We start from the raw sequence: 14,046 nt of genomic DNA, 5'->3' as shown, positions 1-14,046 counted from the left end.
GCCCATCACCGAGTGAAGGAGAGACCGCATGGCTGCGGATTACATCGTCAAGGACATCGGCCTGGCCGAATTCGGACGCAAGGAAATGACCATCGCCGAGACCGAAATGCCGGGCCTGATGGCCTGCCGCGAGGAATTCGGCGCCTCCCAACCGTTGAAGGGCGCCCGCATTGCCGGCAGCCTTCACATGACGATCCAGACCGCGGTCCTGATCGAAACGCTCAAGGCGCTGGGCGCCGATGTGCGCTGGGCCTCCTGCAACATCTTCTCGACGCAAGACCATGCCGCGGCCGCGATTGCCGCCAATGGCACCCCGGTCTTCGCGATCAAGGGCGAAACCCTTGAAGACTATTGGGATTACACCGACAAGATCTTCCAGTTCGGCGGCGAGGGTGGCACTTGCAACATGATCCTCGACGATGGCGGGGACGCGACGCTTTACATCCTGATGGGCGCCCGGGTCGAGGCCGGTGAGACCGACCTGATCGCCGTGCCCACCTCGGACGAGGAAGTTTGCCTCTTCAACCAGATCAAGAAGCGCCTGGCGGCCTCGCCCGGTTGGTTCACCAAGCAGCGCGCCGCGATCAAGGGCGTGTCCGAGGAAACCACGACGGGTGTCCATCGCCTGTACGAGCTGCACAAGAAGGGCCTTTTGCCCTTCCCGGCGATCAACGTGAACGATTCGGTCACCAAGTCGAAGTTCGACAACAAGTATGGCTGCAAAGAGTCGCTGGTCGACGGCATCCGCCGCGCCACCGACACGATGATGGCCGGCAAGGTCGCGGTCGTCTGCGGTTATGGCGATGTGGGCAAGGGCTCGGCGGCAAGCCTCCGCGGCGCGGGCGCCCGCGTCAAGGTCACCGAAGTCGATCCGATCTGCGCGCTTCAGGCCGCGATGGATGGCTATGAAGTCACCATCCTGGAAGACGAAGTCGCCACGGCCGATATCTTCATCACCACGACCGGCAACAAGGACGTGATCCGCATCGAGCATATCCGCGAGATGAAGGACATGGCCATCGTCGGCAACATCGGCCACTTTGACAACGAAATCCAGGTCGCGGCCCTTCGCAACCACAAGTGGACGAACATCAAGGAACAGGTCGACATGATCGAGATGCCCTCGGGCGCCCGCATCATCCTCCTGTCGGAAGGCCGTCTCCTGAACCTCGGCAATGCGACCGGCCACCCGTCCTTCGTGATGTCGGCGTCGTTCACCAACCAGACCCTCGCGCAGATCGAGCTCTGGACCAAGGGCAAGGACTATGCCCCCGGCGTCTATATCCTGCCCAAGGCCCTGGACGAAAAGGTCGCTCGCCTGCATCTGAAGAAGATCGGCGTCAAGCTGACCGAGCTGCGCAAGGACCAGGCCGATTATATCGGCGTCAAGGTCGAAGGCCCCTTCAAGGCCGAGCACTACCGCTATTGAACCGAAAAAGGCCCGCCGGGGACTGGCGGGCCTTCTCCGATCCCGAACCGGGTCGTAAAGCTTGGTTCAAATCGTACCGCACTGTGAAGAACAGGTTAACCGGGGCGCCTTTGCCGCTCACGGGGAAAAAACCGGGATTATTCCCGGTTTTTGCTTTTCCGGGCGGCAAGACCTGCCTAAGTTATCCCCATGCGTCAGGAAGACCACATCGCCCGCTATGCCGCCGACCTGGCCCAGGCCTGTGGCATGCATCCCGACCTGGACCTGCTGCACGGCGTCGTCACGGCCTGCGGCCCGCTGATCTATGACCCCGCGACCGAGGCGCTGACGCCCCAGGACCTCCCCGCCTTCCGCAAGAGCCTGATCCGCAAGCTGGGCCCGCTGCCCGCCGTCGACGAGGCGATCCAGGCCGCCTGGGAGACCTATGAGACACCGGGCCCCCGCTACCGCGCCGTGCTGTTCTATATCTTGGTGCAGCATTTCGGCAAACAGGCGCTGTTCCGGCCAAAGGCTGGTTAAGGCTCAAACTTTCGCTTCTTGGCCTTGGACAGAGCCCCACGATTCGGGCTAGCTTCTGTCCATGGGCATCATGTCCGGGACCTTTTATCAGACACGTGCGAGCTGGGAGCACGTGGGGTGGATGAGGGGTCCCTAGGGGTGGGGGCCCCTCATTTTTTTTGGCCCCCTTGATGTGGCCCCAGGATTTCGCCGTCGCGCGCAAGGGGCATCGCAACCGCAGCCCGGTTGGATGGCTGCACAGCCCGCCTGCCAGCCGTCCAGGGCCACAGGCAGGATCACTCTACAGGAACAGCGACAGGACCAGGCCCATCAGGGTGCATCCCACCACGCTGTTGACCCCATCCAGCACCGTCAGCTTGAAGGGCCGCCCGGCAAAGGCATAGTTCATCGTGACCCAGGGCGTGATGAGAAAGGCCCCGATGCCGAAGCCACCCATGATGCCCTCGCCTACTGTGTCCAGCCCGCCCATCAGGAAGACATGCCGCATCATCCCGGCGACCAAAAGCTGCATCACCCCGCCGATGACGAAGGGCAAGGGGCTGCCATTGCCCTGCGGCTTGCCATCGAACATGGGAATCCCCGCGGCCTCGGCCCAGGGTTTCGACATCTTCGTATACCAGAAAGCCGCAAAGCCATAGGCGGCGGCTGCGGCCAGAAGCACGGCGAGATATTGCATGGAACCCTCCCTTTTCGGCGAGGTTAACGCTGCTTTCCCCCGGCGCAAAGCGCTTTGCGGGCCCTGGGGCGGGGCGCCCTCAGGGCTCCACCCCACCCAGGGCGCAGATGATCCGCCATTCGCTTTCCCGCACCGGCTGGACCGACAGGCGGGAGTTGTTGATCAGCACCATCTCCTCCAGCCCCGGCGTGTGCTTGCATTCCTCCAGCCCCACGGGCCGCTTGAAATGCGCGATGGGGCGGAAGTGGACGCAATCCCAGCGCGGGTCATCGGTCTTGCTGTCGGGTGCCGAAAGCCGTGTGACCTCGACCAGGCCCACGATCTCTTTCCCGATGTTGGAATGGTAGAAGAAGCCCTTCTCGCCGATCTTCATCAACCGCATGTTGTTGCGCGCCTGGTAGTTGCGGATGCCGTGCCATTCCTCGTCCTGGGGCAGCTTGTCCCAGAGGCTTTGGAACGAGATGACATTGGGCTCGGATTTGAACAGCCAGTAGCTCATCCGATCACCTTCTTCCATTCGCGGATCTCGACCGAGGCAAAGAGCCCCGCCTTGGCATAGGGGTCATTCGCCGCCCAGGCCTGCGCCTCCGCCAGGCTTTCGACGTTCAGGACCAGCATGGAGCCCACCATGGTCTCGCCCTCCAGGAAAGGCCCGGCGAGTTCCACGCAAGGCGAGGCCTTGAGGTATTCGACATGGGCCGGACGGTTGGCGAGGCGCAGGTCCAGGGACCCCGGTTTGTCGATGCAGATCAGGACGGCGCGCATTCATTCCTCCTTCAGGGGGCGGGTCATCAAGAGGCGGATCGCCTCGGGCAAGCTCAGGTCATGGGCGATCAGCCGGGCGACCATGGTGGAAATCGGCATCTCGACGCCCATCCGGGCCGAAAGCCGGGCGACGGCCTCGGCGGTGGCGGCGCCCTCGACGGTGACGGAGGCGTCAAAGGCCTCACCCCGGCCCAAGGCGAGCCCAAAGCGCAGGTTGCGCGACCCGGTCGAATTGCAGGTCAGAACGAGGTCGCCCAGGCCCGAAAGCCCCATCAAGGTCTCGGGCCGCGCGCCCAGGGCGCCCGCCAGCCGCTGCATTTCGGCAAAGCCCCTGGTGATCAGCGCGGCCCGGGCGCTTTCGCCCAGGCCTGCGCCGATGACAACCCCCGCCGCGATGGCGACGACATTCTTCAAGGCGCCACCAAGCTCGGCCCCGACTACATCCGTCGTGCGGTAAAGCCTCAGGGTCGGCGTCGAGAGCAGGGCCTGAAGCCCGCCGTCATCGGGCCCCGCCAGCGTCAGCGCGGTCGGAAGCCCCGCCGCGATATCGGCGGCGAAACTCGGTCCGGTCAGGACAAAGGCGCCCTCGCCGATCACCGCGCTTGGCCCTTTCAGCGTCGCAAGGTCGATCCCCTTGCAGCAGGCGACAAGCCGCCCTTGCAAAGGATGCTCCGCCAGAAACCCGGAAAGCGCCTGCATCGGCAGGGCGAGCAGCAGAGCCTCGGCCCCCTTCAGGTCATCCAGGTCACCCGTCAGCCGCACGCCCTCGGGCAGGGCGACGCCGGGCAGACGCTCCGAGCCCGGATCGCGCGCCCAAAGCGTGACCCCCCGCGCGGCCAGCGCAACAGCGAGCGCCCGGCCAAAGGCCCCGGCTCCGACAATGCCGATCACGCTTTGGCCCCCTTCTTGCCCGATCCGATCATCGGCGCGGCCATGGCGTCCAGGGGCCAGCGCGGCCGGGCGGTCAAATCCGCCGGGTCCACCAGCCCCGCCTGCAGCTTCTCGATCCCCGCCCAGGCGATCATCGCCGCATTGTCGGTGCAAAGCCGCAAGGGAGGCGCCGTGAACCCCACCCCCGCCTTCTCGCAAACCCCCTGCAAGGCCGCGCGGATCACCGAATTGGCCGCCACGCCCCCCGCCACGGCCAGCACCGGAGCCTCCGACTCCGCCAGCGCCCGCCGCGTCTTCTCCGCCAGCACCGCCGCGACCGCCGCCTGGAAGCTCGCGCAAAGGTCCGCGCGGTCCTGCCGGCGCAGGCCCCCATGTTCCGCGATCAAGGCATCCCGCGCCCGCAGAACCGCCGTTTTCAACCCGGAAAAGCTCATGTCACAGCCCGGACGGTCCAAGAGCGGCCTCGGCAGGGCGAACCGCTTCGCATCCCCCTTCAACGCCTCGGCCTCCAAGGGCGGCCCACCCGGCTGCGGCAGGGCCAAAAGCTTGGCGACCTTGTCGAAGGCCTCCCCCGGGGCATCGTCGATCGTGCCACCCAGCCGCCGGAACTCCCCCGGCCCGCTGACCATCAGGAACTGGCAATGCCCGCCCGAGACCAGGAGCATCAGATAGGGAAACTCCAGCCCATCGGTCAGGCGCGGTGTCAGCGCATGGCCCGCCAGGTGATTGACCCCCACCAGCGGCAGCCCCGTCGCCGCCGCGATCCCGCGCGCCAGCATCACGCCCGACAGGACACCGCCGATCAGCCCAGGACCAGAGGTCACCGCCACGGCGTCGAGGTCGGCCAGCCCAACCCCCGCCTCGGCCAGGGCGCGGGCGACACAGCCATCCAGCTTTTCCGCATGGGCCCGCGCCGCGATTTCGGGCACGACCCCGCCAAAGGGCGCATGCAGCGCCGCCTGGCCCTCGACCACCGAGGACAGAACCGCCCGGTCCGACCGCACCACCGCCGCCGCCGAATCGTCGCAGCTGCTTTCGATGCCAAGAAGGGTCAGCACCATCTCGCGTCCTTGTTTGAAACCCGCCCCCGAGGTAACACCGATGCCATGAGCGCACAACCGCGAGCCCTGATCCTCTTGACCCGGCCCGCGCCGCAGTCGGAGAGGTTTGCGGCCGCTCTGGGGCTCGATTGCCTGATCTCGCCGCTGATCGCGCCGCGCTTCCTTTTCCCCGCGATCCCCCCGCATGAAGCGCTGATCCTGACCTCCGAGACCGGGGCCCTGGCGGCGCGCGGCCTGGCGCCCTGCCGTGCCTTTTGCGTGGGCGACCGGACGGCGGCCACGGCGCGGGCCCTGGGCTTCGACGCCACCAGCGCCTCGGGCGATGCCGAGGCGCTGATCGCGCTGATTCTCTCCGCCCCCGTCGCGCCGCTTTTGCACCTGCGCGGGCGTGAGGCGCGGGGAGAGATTGCCGCGCGCCTGACGGCCGCAGGTGTGCCCACCGCCGAGGCCCTGGCCTATGCGCAAGAGGAACAGGACCTGACCGCCGAGGCGCAGGCCGCCCTGCGTGGCCAAACCCCCGTGATCGCTCCGCTTTTCTCGCCCCGCAGCGCCCAGATCCTGGCCGCCGAGGCCAAGCGGATCGGCGCCACGGCCCCCTTGCGCGTCGTGGCCATGTCGCAAGCCGTGGCTCAGGCGGCCCGCAGCCTCGACCCCTCGGCCCTGATCGCCGCCCGCCCGGACGGCGATTCCATGCTGGAAGCGACGCTTACCTTGTGGAACCGGCTGGCTTTGGCTTGAAGCCGGGGGCAGGGCAGCATTACCTAGGGGGGAGTACAGGAGGACGTCATGGCCGAACCCGAGGTTATCGAGATCAAAGAAGAGCCGAAGGTCGAGGTCCCGCCTCCTGTGGTTGAAAAGCCGAAACCCGCGCCGCGTCGGTCGGCCCTGTGGCCGGTGCTGGGGGGCGTCGTCGCGGCGGGCCTGGGCTTCGGCCTGGCCCAGGTCGTGCCGCAGGGCTGGCCCCTGCAGGCCCCGGCGACCGATCCCGGCCTGGCCCAGGCGGTGGAGCAGGTGGCGACCCTGACCGCGCAGGTCAAGGAGCTGAGCGCCAAGCTCGAGGCGGCGCAGGGCCTGGCCGACCGCATCGCCAAGCTGGAGGCGGCTCCCGTGGTGGACCTGGGCGCGCTGGATCAACGTCTGACCGCGCTGGAAGCAAGGCCCACGGCGCAGGGGGCTTCGGCCGATCCGGCGGCCTTGGCCAGCCTGCGGGCCGAGGTCGAGGCGATGAAGGCGCAAAGCGCGGGTGTCGTCTCGCCCGAGGTTCAGGCGCAGCTGGATGCCCAGGTGAAGGCCACCGCCGACAAGCTGGCGCAGATCGAGGCCCAGGCGAAAGAGACCGCCGCAGAGGGGGTCCGCCAGGCGGCTCTGCGCCAGATTGCGGCGGCGATGGATTCCGGCGCGCCCTATATCCGCGCCGTGGTCGATCTGAACGACCTGCCGTCGGTGATCGCCGAACATGCGGCGACGGGCCTGCCCTCGCTGCCCGCGCTCCAGGCCGCTTTCCCGGATGCCGCCCGCGCCGCGCTGGAGGCGAGCCTCAAGGCCGACATGGGCGCCACCTGGTCCGAGCGGGTCAAGAACTTCCTGCGGGCGACGACCGGGGCGCGCGCCCTGACCCCGCAAGAGGGCACCGACCCCGATGCCGTCCTGTCGCGCGCCGAGGCCGCCCTGGCCAAGGGCGATGTGGCGGGCGCGGTGGCCGAACTGGGCGCCCTGCCCGAGGCGGGCAAGGCCGCGATGGCCGACTGGCAGGCCCTGGCGCAGCTGCGGCTCGATGCCGAAGCCGCCCTTGCCCCCTTGATGGAGTAGGCCGATGCTCTGGTCGCTTCTGCGGATATTGTTCTTTGTCACCCTGGTCCTGGTCCTGGCCTTTGGCGCGGATTACCTCTTGCAGGCCGATGCGGTGATGCGGGTGTCCTTTGCGGGCTACGAGATCTCGTTGCGGCCCCTGCCGCTGGCGATTGCGGTCCTGCTGATCACCCTGGCAGGCTGGCTGGTGATGAAGGTCCTCGGCCTGGTCGTGGCGGTCATCCGGTTCTTCTCGGGCGATGAGACGGCGATCAGCCGCTACCTGGACCGCGACCGCGAAAGGCGGGGCTTCCAGGCCCTGGCCGATGGGATGCTGGCGCTCGCCGCCGGAGAGGGGCGGCTGGCGCTGATCAAGGCGCAGAGGGCGCAAAGCTACCTGGACATGCCGGCTTTGACGGGGCTCTTGACCGCCCAGGCGGCGGAGGTCTCGGGCGATACGGCCAAGGCCGAGGGGGCCTACAAGGCGCTTCTGGCTGATCCTCGGACGCGGTTCGTGGGGATCCGCGGCCTCTTGAACCAGAAGCTCGCCGAGGGCGACAAGGAGACGGCGCTGAAGCTGGCCGAAAAGGCCTTCGAGATGAAGCCGCGCGATGCGGCCTTGCAGGAGGTGCTTTTGAAGCTGCAATCCGGCGCCGCCGACTGGAAGGGCGCGAGGGCGACCTTGCAGGCCCAGGCGCGGGCGGGGGTTCTGCCGAAAGAGGTCTGGAAGCGGCGCGATGCAGTGATGGCTTTGCAAGAGGCCAAGGTGGTCGTGGATGAAAGCGCCTCGATCGAGGCGCAGGAGGCGGCGATTGCGGCCAACAAGGCCTCTCCGGACCTGATCCCGGCGGCGGCTATGGCGGCGCGCAGCTATATCGCCAAGGGCGACAAGAAGAACGCGACGCGGGTCTTGAAGAAGGCCTGGGAGGCGCGGCCCCATCCCGACCTGGCGGCGGCCTTTGCCGAGATCGAGCCGGAGGAGAGCCCGGATGCAAGGGTCAAGCGGTTCAAGGTCCTGACCGCGATCCGGCCGGAGGATGCGGAGACGCGGCAGCTTTTGGCGGAACTTTCCATCGCGGCGGAGGATTTCCCGGCGGCAAGGCGGGCGCTAGGTGACCTGGCGGTGGTGAAGCCTACGCAGCGGTCCCTGGCGATCATGGCCGCCATCGAGCGCGGTGAGGGCGGTGACGAGGCCACCGTGCGCGCCTGGCTCTCCAAGGCGCTGACCGCTCCGCGCGGCCCGCAGTGGTGCTGCGACAAGTGCCAGGCGGTGCATTCCGCCTGGGGCCCGACCTGCGAGAATTGCGGCGGCTTCGATACCCTGTCCTGGCGCGAGCCGAACGAGGTCTCGGGTCCCTCGGCCACCGGGGCAGAGCTTTTGCCGGTGATCGTCAACGGCCCCAAATTGAAAGAGCCCGAGCCCATCGACCTGGAGGCCGTGGGGCGACGGGGGAACTAGGTGGCGGGCCGGGAAGTGCCCGGCACGCTCCCACCCGCGCCGCTTCGGGGACTTACGCGGCGCCACTGGCGCCACGGTTCCCCTCGCACCCGCGCGCCGGGCACTTCCCTTCGCTACAGCGTCTCCACCGAGGTGATGGTGGGCAGGTGTTGGGCCAGCTCTTGCCAGCTTGCCCCGCCGTCCTTCGTGGCGAAGATCGAGCCGGAGTTGGTGCCGAAATAGACCCCGCCCGCGCGGTCGGTGGCCATGGCCTGGCGCAGCACGGTGAAGAAGCAGTTTTCCTGCGGCAGGCCGTTGCCTTGCCGCTCCCAGGTCTCGCCGCCGTCGCGGGAATGCCAGACGGCCGCCGAGGCGCCGGGCGGGAAGCGGCCCGCGCTGTCGCCGTTGAGCGGCAGGGTCCAGATCCGCAGCGGGTCTTGCGGATGGACCGCGATGGGGAAGCCGAAGGTCGAGGGCAGGCCTGCGCTGATGTCATCCCAGGACCGCCCGCCGTCCCGGCTGCGGAAGACGCCGTGGTGGTTTTGCTGGTACATCAGGTCGGGGCTGCCCGGCGCCCGCACCATGTTGTGCACGCAGGAGCCGATTTCCGACGGGTCATGGTCATGGCCGTCATGGGCCGCGGCGTTGGAGGCGCGGTTGCGCCGCTCCCAGCTTTGGCCGCCGTCCTCGGAGGCGAAGACCCCGGCGGCCGAGATGCCGACCCAGAGCTTCTCCGGCGCCGCAGGGTCGCCGACGATGGTGTGCAGCACCAGGCCCGCGGCACCGGGCCACCAGTCCTCGCGGCCCGGGAAGCTGGCCAGTGCGGGTTGCAGGGTCCATGTCTCGCCATCGGTCGATTCAAACAGGTTGGCGGGCTTGGCCCCGGCCAGGACCTTGCCGCCTACGATCCCCAGCGACCAGAAGGTCACGATCTGCCCGGTGAAGGGCGCTTTCGGGGCCTCTGGCGCGAACCACTCATCGGCATTGCCCGAGGCGAGCTTGGACAGCGTCCAGCTTGCCCCCCGGTCCTCGCTGCGCCAGATGCCCGCGCCGTGGAACTCTCCGCCCCCCGCCGCGTAGAGCCGCCCGGTTGCCGGATCGCCGATCACATGGTTGATCGGCCAGCCGTCGCAAAGCGGACCGGTCAGCCGGCCCTCTTCCAGGATGAAAACGCCCTTCGTCGTGCCAATCAGAATCTGTGTCATAAAGCTCTCCCTTTGATATCAAAGTAGCGAGAGCCTGTCGATCAATCAAGCGTGTCTGACAGCCAATGCTGCATGATGAACTGCGCAATCGCCCCCTTGCGGGAGGGCTTGATCTTGGGATGGGTGCCAGCAAAGGCCGAGAGGAGCTCTTCGCGGGTCACCCAGATCGCCTCTTGCAGCTCGGCGGGGTCGATGGTGATCTCGTCGGACAGCGCCTCGCCCCGGCAGCCCAGCATCAGGGAGGCGGGGAAGGGCCAGGGCTGCGAGGTCAGGTAGCGGACCTCGCCGACGCGGATGCCGGATTCCTCATGGACCTCGCGGCGGACGGCGGCTTCGACCGTCTCGCCGGGTTCGATGAAGCCCGCGAGCAGGGAATACATCCCCTCGGGCCAGTTCTCGTTGCGGCCCAGGAGGAGCCGGTTGTCGCGGGTGATCAGCATGATGACGACGGGGTCGGTGCGCGGGAAGTGCTGGGCGCCGCAATCGGGGCAGGAGCGCTGCCAGCCTGCCAGGATCTGAACCGACTTCGCCCCGCAACTGGCGCAATGGCCATGGGTCCGGTGCCATTCGATCAGGGCGCGGGCGGTGGCGGAAAGCTCTGCCTCGCGGGGAGTCAGGGCGGCCATCACGGCGCGGAGCTCGTGGAAGCCCCAGTCGGCAGGCAGGTCCGGGTGGCGCTGCACCTGGGTGTCGGTGAAGCCCGTGGGGGTGATCTCGGCCTCGGGCGTCCAGGCGGAGATGTCTTGCGCGAAGACCGGGGTCTCGGGCTCGCCCAGGAAGATCGCAGAGCCCGCCGCCCCGGCCAAGGGATGGTCCGAAGCCAGCCGCGCCAGCCGCCCCGCGCCATCCAGAAGGATGCGCCCCTTCCACAAGAGGATCACCCAAGCCCCGGGCCAAAGCGCCGCCGCCGTCTCGCGCAGGTTGGCCGCGCGGTCCAGGCCGGAGCCGCCGAAAGTCACCGTCTCGCCCAAGCGCATCTGCACCTCCGTTTTGCATGTCATGCCAGTTTCACGAAGCGCGGGAAACTGGAAACCATGGAAATTGCGGCAGTTTTGCCACCTAAGGTTGAAATGGTTAACAAGATGCATCCTTTTGGGTTGCAGGGATCCAAGAGTTGGACTGTAAGAAATTGTCGGCGGAGCGAACCGCCAGACAGGGGACAGCGCGAAGGAATCTGGCAAGAGATGGGCTATCCAAGCCGATCGCATGGGCAGACACTGGCCCGAAGCACAACCCAAGGTTGCACGACATGAGGACGGGTGCCTGTGTCAGGCTGCGGATTCTGGCCACCACCGACCTTCATGCCCATGTGATGCCCTGGGACTATCATGCCAACCGTGCCAGCCCCTCGGCGGGCCTTGCGCGGACTGCCAGCCTGATCCGCAAGGCCCGGGCCGAGGTGCCCGGCGCCCTGCTCCTGGACAATGGCGATTTCCTGAACGGCAGCCCGATGGCCGAGGTTCCGGGCGGGCGAAATCCGGTCATCGCGGCGATGAACCACCTGGGCTATGACGCCGCCACGCTGGGCAATCACGAGTTCTCGCATGGGCTTGCCGCGCTGACCGAGGCGCTGGCGGACTGCCGCTTTCCAGTGGTCTCGAGCAACATGCTCCGGTCGCGCGGGGCGACGGTGGCCGAGGACCGCTGCATCGCTGCGCCCCGGCTGATCCTGCGACGAGAGCTGCGTGATGCGGCGGGCCGGGCCCATGAGCTGCGCATCGGCGTCCTGGGCTTTGCGCCGCCGCAGGTCGTGCAATGGGACAGTGCGGCGCTGGGGGCAGAGATGGAGGTGCGCGACATCCTCGAGGCCGCCCGGCATCATGCCGCAGCGCTGCGGGACGAGGGGGCGGACCTGGTGATCGCCCTGTCGCATTCCGGCATCGCGGGATCGGAGCCCGAGCCGATGATGGAGAACGCGACGGCAGCCCTGGCCCGGTTGCCGGGGATCGACGCCCTGGTCGCCGGTCACACGCACCTGGTCTTTCCGCAGGCGGGCTCTCCGCTGCAGCCCGGGCCAGCTCAGCCCGGGATCGACCCGCTGGCCGGGACGATCCATGGCAAGCCCGTGGTCATGCCGGGGTTCTTCGGGTCTCATCTGGGGGTGATCGACCTGGACCTGGAGCGCGGGGAGAAGGGCTGGCGGGTCAAGGCCGCCACGGCGGGACTGCGGGCGATTGCCGCGCGAGGGCCGGGCGGGCGGCTGCGCGCCCTGACCCGGTCGGACCCCGAGATCCTGGCCCTTGCCGCCCCGGCACACCAGGCAACGCGCGCCTGGGCGGGCGAGACCGTGGGGCGGACGCTTCGTCCGATCCACAGCTTCTTTGCCATGGTTGCGCCCTCGGCGGCCGTGCGGCTGATTGCCCTGGCCCAGGCCGAGCATGTCGCGCAGCTCTTGCGCGGCACGCCGGACCAGGACCTGCCCGTGGTCTCGGCTGCGGCGCCCTTCCACTGCGGCGGGCGGGGCGGGCCCCAGAACTATGTCCATGTCGCGGCCGGGCGCCTGACGCGGCGCCATGTCTTCGACCTTTACCCCCATCCCAATGCGATTGCGGCCCTGCGGATCACCGGGGCGGGGCTGGCCGACTGGCTGGAACGCGCCTTCAGCCAGTTCCACACCATCGGACCGGGGGCCCGGGATGCCGAGCTGGTGGATGCCGACTTCGCCCCCTTCAACTTCGACACGATCGAAGGCCTGACCTGGGAGGTCGACCTCTCTGCGCCGCCGCGCCACGATGCGCGCGGGGTCATGGTCAATCCAGGGTCGCGGCGAATCTGCGACCTGCGGTGGCAGGGGCAGGCGCTGGACCCGGACCAGCGCTTCATCCTGGCCACCAACACCTACCGCGCCTCGGGCAGCGGCGGCTTTCCGGTCGGGCGCCCTCAGGACCTGGTGATCAAGGGACCGACGGCCAGCCGCGCCATTCTGGCCGGGCATATCTCGCGGCTGGGCGCGCTCTTGCCCGATGCGCCGCCCTCCTGGCGCTTTCGGCCGCAACCCGGGGCCTCGGTGACCTTCGACAGCGCGCCCGGGGCGCTCGGCCACATCGCAGAGCTCTCCGCGATGCGCCCCGAGGCCCTGGAGCTGACGCCAGAAGGATTCCGCCGCTTTCGCCTGCACCTGTGATGCGCTAACAGGGGGTCTGACCCCGGAGCCCGCCATGTCCGCGCTTTACGATGCCCTTCTCTTCGACCTCGACGGCACGCTGATCGACACCGAAACCATCGCCATGGCCTCGGGGGCGGCGGCCTTTGCCGCCGTGGGCCATCCGGTGGAAGAGACCTTCCTGCATCGCCTGATCGGGGTGGACCAGCCGACCTCGGTGGGGATCATTCTGGGCCACCGCCCGGGCATCGACCTTGACGCGCTGAACCGGCTCTGGGCCGAGGGATTTCAGGCCGGAATGGCGGGGGGGCTGACGCTGAAGCCCGGGGTCTTCGAATTGCTGGAGGCGACGCCCGGCCATATCCACCGCGCCGTCGTGACCTCTTCGGGGCGCGAGGGCGCGCATCACAAGATCCGGCTTGCGGGGCTGGCGCCGTCCTTTGCGACCGTGGTGACGGTGGATGACGTGACGAGGCCAAAGCCCGACCCGGAGCCCTATCTCCTGGCTGCCCGCATGCTGGGCGTCGACCCGCGCCGCTGCCTCGTGTTCGAGGACAGCGAGACCGGTGCCGAGGCCGCCCATCGTGCGGGCTGCACGGTCGTGCAGGTCCCCGACATGCTCCCCTCGCAAGGCCGCTGGGCCCATCATGTGGCTGAAGACCTGGTGCTTGGCGCCCGAATGGCGGGCCTCCTGTAACCGCAGCCAAAAGGAGCGCGTGCCGCGCAAGTCTTTTCTCTCGCCTCTGGGCCGCAGGCGGCCCAACCGGCTCGGTCGCAGCTCTGCTGGGGATATTCCTGAACAGATGAAGACAAGGGCCGCTCCCCTCCCCTTTCACATTTGCCCAAATACTCCCTTGCGCCATCTGCCCCCCCACCCCCCTCCTTTCAATTTGGCCCAAATACTCCCTTTCGCCCTTCCCCCAAGCGCCCCCCCTTTCATACTTGCCCAGATATCCCCGCCGGAGGCTCCGCCCTCTCCCCCCGCGCTGTCTTGCGCCGGACTTGCGCCCGCACTATATGACGAGTCGAGAGGTTGGCGCGGGCGAGTGCCTCGCCAACCCGGTCAGGTCCGGAAGGAAGCAGCCGTAACGAGCCCCACTTGGGTCGATGTCAGCCTCTCACCCCTTCAGCCGCCGGAGAGAGCCATGCCCGACTTTGCTTTCCCCTTGGC

14 protein-coding genes and 1 other RNA gene are annotated in these 14,046 nt (G+C 68.0%); 8 read left to right on the top strand and 7 right to left on the bottom strand.

The features are described from left to right. Positions 1 to 28: 28 nt before the first annotated feature. Positions 29 to 1,429: an adenosylhomocysteinase gene (ahcY, locus tag GV832_RS03940; RefSeq protein WP_168773533.1), complete on the top strand. Its 1,401-nt coding sequence runs from the start codon at positions 29 to 31 to the stop codon at positions 1,427 to 1,429. 189 nt (positions 1,430 to 1,618) lie between these two features. Beyond that, positions 1,619 to 1,948 (top strand): DUF2853 family protein, encoded by a 330-nt coding sequence (locus GV832_RS03935; RefSeq protein ID WP_168773532.1) that lies wholly within the window; start codon positions 1,619 to 1,621, stop codon positions 1,946 to 1,948. A gap of 280 nt (positions 1,949 to 2,228) precedes the next feature. Here the strand turns inward: GV832_RS03935 and GV832_RS03930 are convergent, their stop codons facing one another. The 5 genes from GV832_RS03930 to tsaD all read right to left on the bottom strand — a co-directional run bounded on the left by GV832_RS03930 (position 2,229) and on the right by tsaD (position 5,341). After that, a complete protein-coding gene (locus GV832_RS03930; protein WP_168773531.1) occupies positions 2,229 to 2,624 on the bottom strand; it encodes a DUF1761 domain-containing protein in 396 nt (131 codons plus the stop codon). 79 nt (positions 2,625 to 2,703) lie between these two features. Next, positions 2,704 to 3,123: an EVE domain-containing protein gene (locus GV832_RS03925; protein ID WP_168773530.1), complete on the bottom strand. Its 420-nt coding sequence runs from the start codon at positions 3,121 to 3,123 to the stop codon at positions 2,704 to 2,706. Further along, on the bottom strand, positions 3,120 to 3,389 hold the full coding sequence (locus GV832_RS03920) for a YciI family protein (protein ID WP_168773529.1): 270 nt from the start codon (positions 3,387 to 3,389) through the stop codon (positions 3,120 to 3,122). The genes GV832_RS03925 and GV832_RS03920 overlap by 4 nt, the downstream gene beginning before the upstream one ends. Continuing rightward, complete coding sequence (locus GV832_RS03915) at positions 3,390 to 4,280, bottom strand: NAD(P)H-dependent glycerol-3-phosphate dehydrogenase (RefSeq protein WP_168773528.1); 891 nt, start codon at positions 4,278 to 4,280, stop codon at positions 3,390 to 3,392. Then, entirely contained in the window at positions 4,277 to 5,341 is a 1,065-nt protein-coding gene (gene tsaD / locus GV832_RS03910; RefSeq protein WP_168773527.1) for a tRNA (adenosine(37)-N6)-threonylcarbamoyltransferase complex transferase subunit TsaD, read from the bottom strand. The genes GV832_RS03915 and tsaD overlap by 4 nt, the downstream gene beginning before the upstream one ends. A gap of 45 nt (positions 5,342 to 5,386) precedes the next feature. Between tsaD and GV832_RS03905 the strand changes: the two genes are divergently transcribed. From GV832_RS03905 to GV832_RS03895, 3 genes are read left to right on the top strand one after another with little or no spacing between them, the layout of a single operon-like run. Continuing rightward, positions 5,387 to 6,079: a uroporphyrinogen-III synthase gene (locus tag GV832_RS03905; protein WP_168773526.1), complete on the top strand. Its 693-nt coding sequence runs from the start codon at positions 5,387 to 5,389 to the stop codon at positions 6,077 to 6,079. A 48-nt stretch (positions 6,080 to 6,127) separates the two neighbouring features. Continuing rightward, positions 6,128 to 7,150: a COG4223 family protein gene (locus tag GV832_RS03900; RefSeq protein WP_168773525.1), complete on the top strand. Its 1,023-nt coding sequence runs from the start codon at positions 6,128 to 6,130 to the stop codon at positions 7,148 to 7,150. Between the two features lie 4 nt (positions 7,151 to 7,154). Further along, positions 7,155 to 8,588 carry a heme biosynthesis protein HemY gene (locus GV832_RS03895; RefSeq protein WP_168773524.1) on the top strand — a complete coding sequence of 478 codons (1,434 nt, stop codon included), beginning with the start codon at positions 7,155 to 7,157 and terminating at the stop codon, positions 8,586 to 8,588. A 113-nt stretch (positions 8,589 to 8,701) separates the two neighbouring features. Here GV832_RS03895 and GV832_RS03890 read toward each other — a convergent pair whose 3' ends face one another. Beyond that, positions 8,702 to 9,772, bottom strand: coding sequence for a WD40/YVTN/BNR-like repeat-containing protein (locus GV832_RS03890; protein ID WP_168773523.1), 1,071 nt, complete (start codon positions 9,770 to 9,772; stop codon positions 8,702 to 8,704). Positions 9,773 to 9,813: 41 nt separating this feature from the next. Then, complete coding sequence (gene nudC / locus GV832_RS03885) at positions 9,814 to 10,749, bottom strand: NAD(+) diphosphatase (RefSeq protein ID WP_168773522.1); 936 nt, start codon at positions 10,747 to 10,749, stop codon at positions 9,814 to 9,816. Between the two features lie 272 nt (positions 10,750 to 11,021). Between nudC and GV832_RS03880 the strand changes: the two genes are divergently transcribed. The 3 genes from GV832_RS03880 (at position 11,022) to ffs (ending at position 13,998) form a co-directional block, all read left to right on the top strand. Beyond that, positions 11,022 to 12,896, top strand: a complete 1,875-nt coding sequence (locus tag GV832_RS03880; protein WP_168773521.1) for a bifunctional 2',3'-cyclic-nucleotide 2'-phosphodiesterase/3'-nucleotidase — start codon at positions 11,022 to 11,024, stop codon at positions 12,894 to 12,896. A 34-nt stretch (positions 12,897 to 12,930) separates the two neighbouring features. Further along, complete coding sequence (locus tag GV832_RS03875; protein ID WP_168773520.1) at positions 12,931 to 13,572, top strand: HAD family hydrolase; 642 nt, start codon at positions 12,931 to 12,933, stop codon at positions 13,570 to 13,572. Between the two features lie 330 nt (positions 13,573 to 13,902). Further along, an RNA gene (gene ffs / locus GV832_RS03870) (signal recognition particle sRNA small type) lies at positions 13,903 to 13,998 on the top strand. Positions 13,999 to 14,046 lie beyond the last annotated feature (48 nt).

This window comes from Stagnihabitans tardus (genome assembly GCF_009925085.1).
Taxonomy (GTDB): Bacteria; Pseudomonadota; Alphaproteobacteria; order Rhodobacterales; family Rhodobacteraceae; genus Stagnihabitans; species Stagnihabitans tardus.
This window is presented reverse-complemented; position numbering and strand designations above follow the sequence as displayed.

What these genes read in the sequence shown, in the direction of transcription:
- nudC (WP_168773522.1), bottom strand. Translation starts at nt 10,749, where the DNA reads ATGCGCTTGGGCGAGACGGTGACTTTCGGCGGCTCCGGCCTGGACCGC.
- GV832_RS03905 (WP_168773526.1), top strand. Translation starts at nt 5,387, where the DNA reads ATGAGCGCACAACCGCGAGCCCTGATCCTCTTGACCCGGCCCGCGCCG.
- GV832_RS03925 (WP_168773530.1), bottom strand. Translation starts at nt 3,123, where the DNA reads ATGAGCTACTGGCTGTTCAAATCCGAGCCCAATGTCATCTCGTTCCAA.
- GV832_RS03930 (WP_168773531.1), bottom strand. Translation starts at nt 2,624, where the DNA reads ATGCAATATCTCGCCGTGCTTCTGGCCGCAGCCGCCGCCTATGGCTTT.
- tsaD (WP_168773527.1), bottom strand. Translation starts at nt 5,341, where the DNA reads ATGGTGCTGACCCTTCTTGGCATCGAAAGCAGCTGCGACGATTCGGCG.
- GV832_RS03890 (WP_168773523.1), bottom strand. Translation starts at nt 9,772, where the DNA reads ATGACACAGATTCTGATTGGCACGACGAAGGGCGTTTTCATCCTGGAA.
- ahcY (WP_168773533.1), top strand. Translation starts at nt 29, where the DNA reads ATGGCTGCGGATTACATCGTCAAGGACATCGGCCTGGCCGAATTCGGA.
- GV832_RS03875 (WP_168773520.1), top strand. Translation starts at nt 12,931, where the DNA reads ATGTCCGCGCTTTACGATGCCCTTCTCTTCGACCTCGACGGCACGCTG.
- GV832_RS03880 (WP_168773521.1), top strand. Translation starts at nt 11,022, where the DNA reads ATGAGGACGGGTGCCTGTGTCAGGCTGCGGATTCTGGCCACCACCGAC.
- GV832_RS03895 (WP_168773524.1), top strand. Translation starts at nt 7,155, where the DNA reads ATGCTCTGGTCGCTTCTGCGGATATTGTTCTTTGTCACCCTGGTCCTG.
- GV832_RS03935 (WP_168773532.1), top strand. Translation starts at nt 1,619, where the DNA reads ATGCGTCAGGAAGACCACATCGCCCGCTATGCCGCCGACCTGGCCCAG.
- GV832_RS03900 (WP_168773525.1), top strand. Translation starts at nt 6,128, where the DNA reads ATGGCCGAACCCGAGGTTATCGAGATCAAAGAAGAGCCGAAGGTCGAG.
- GV832_RS03920 (WP_168773529.1), bottom strand. Translation starts at nt 3,389, where the DNA reads ATGCGCGCCGTCCTGATCTGCATCGACAAACCGGGGTCCCTGGACCTG.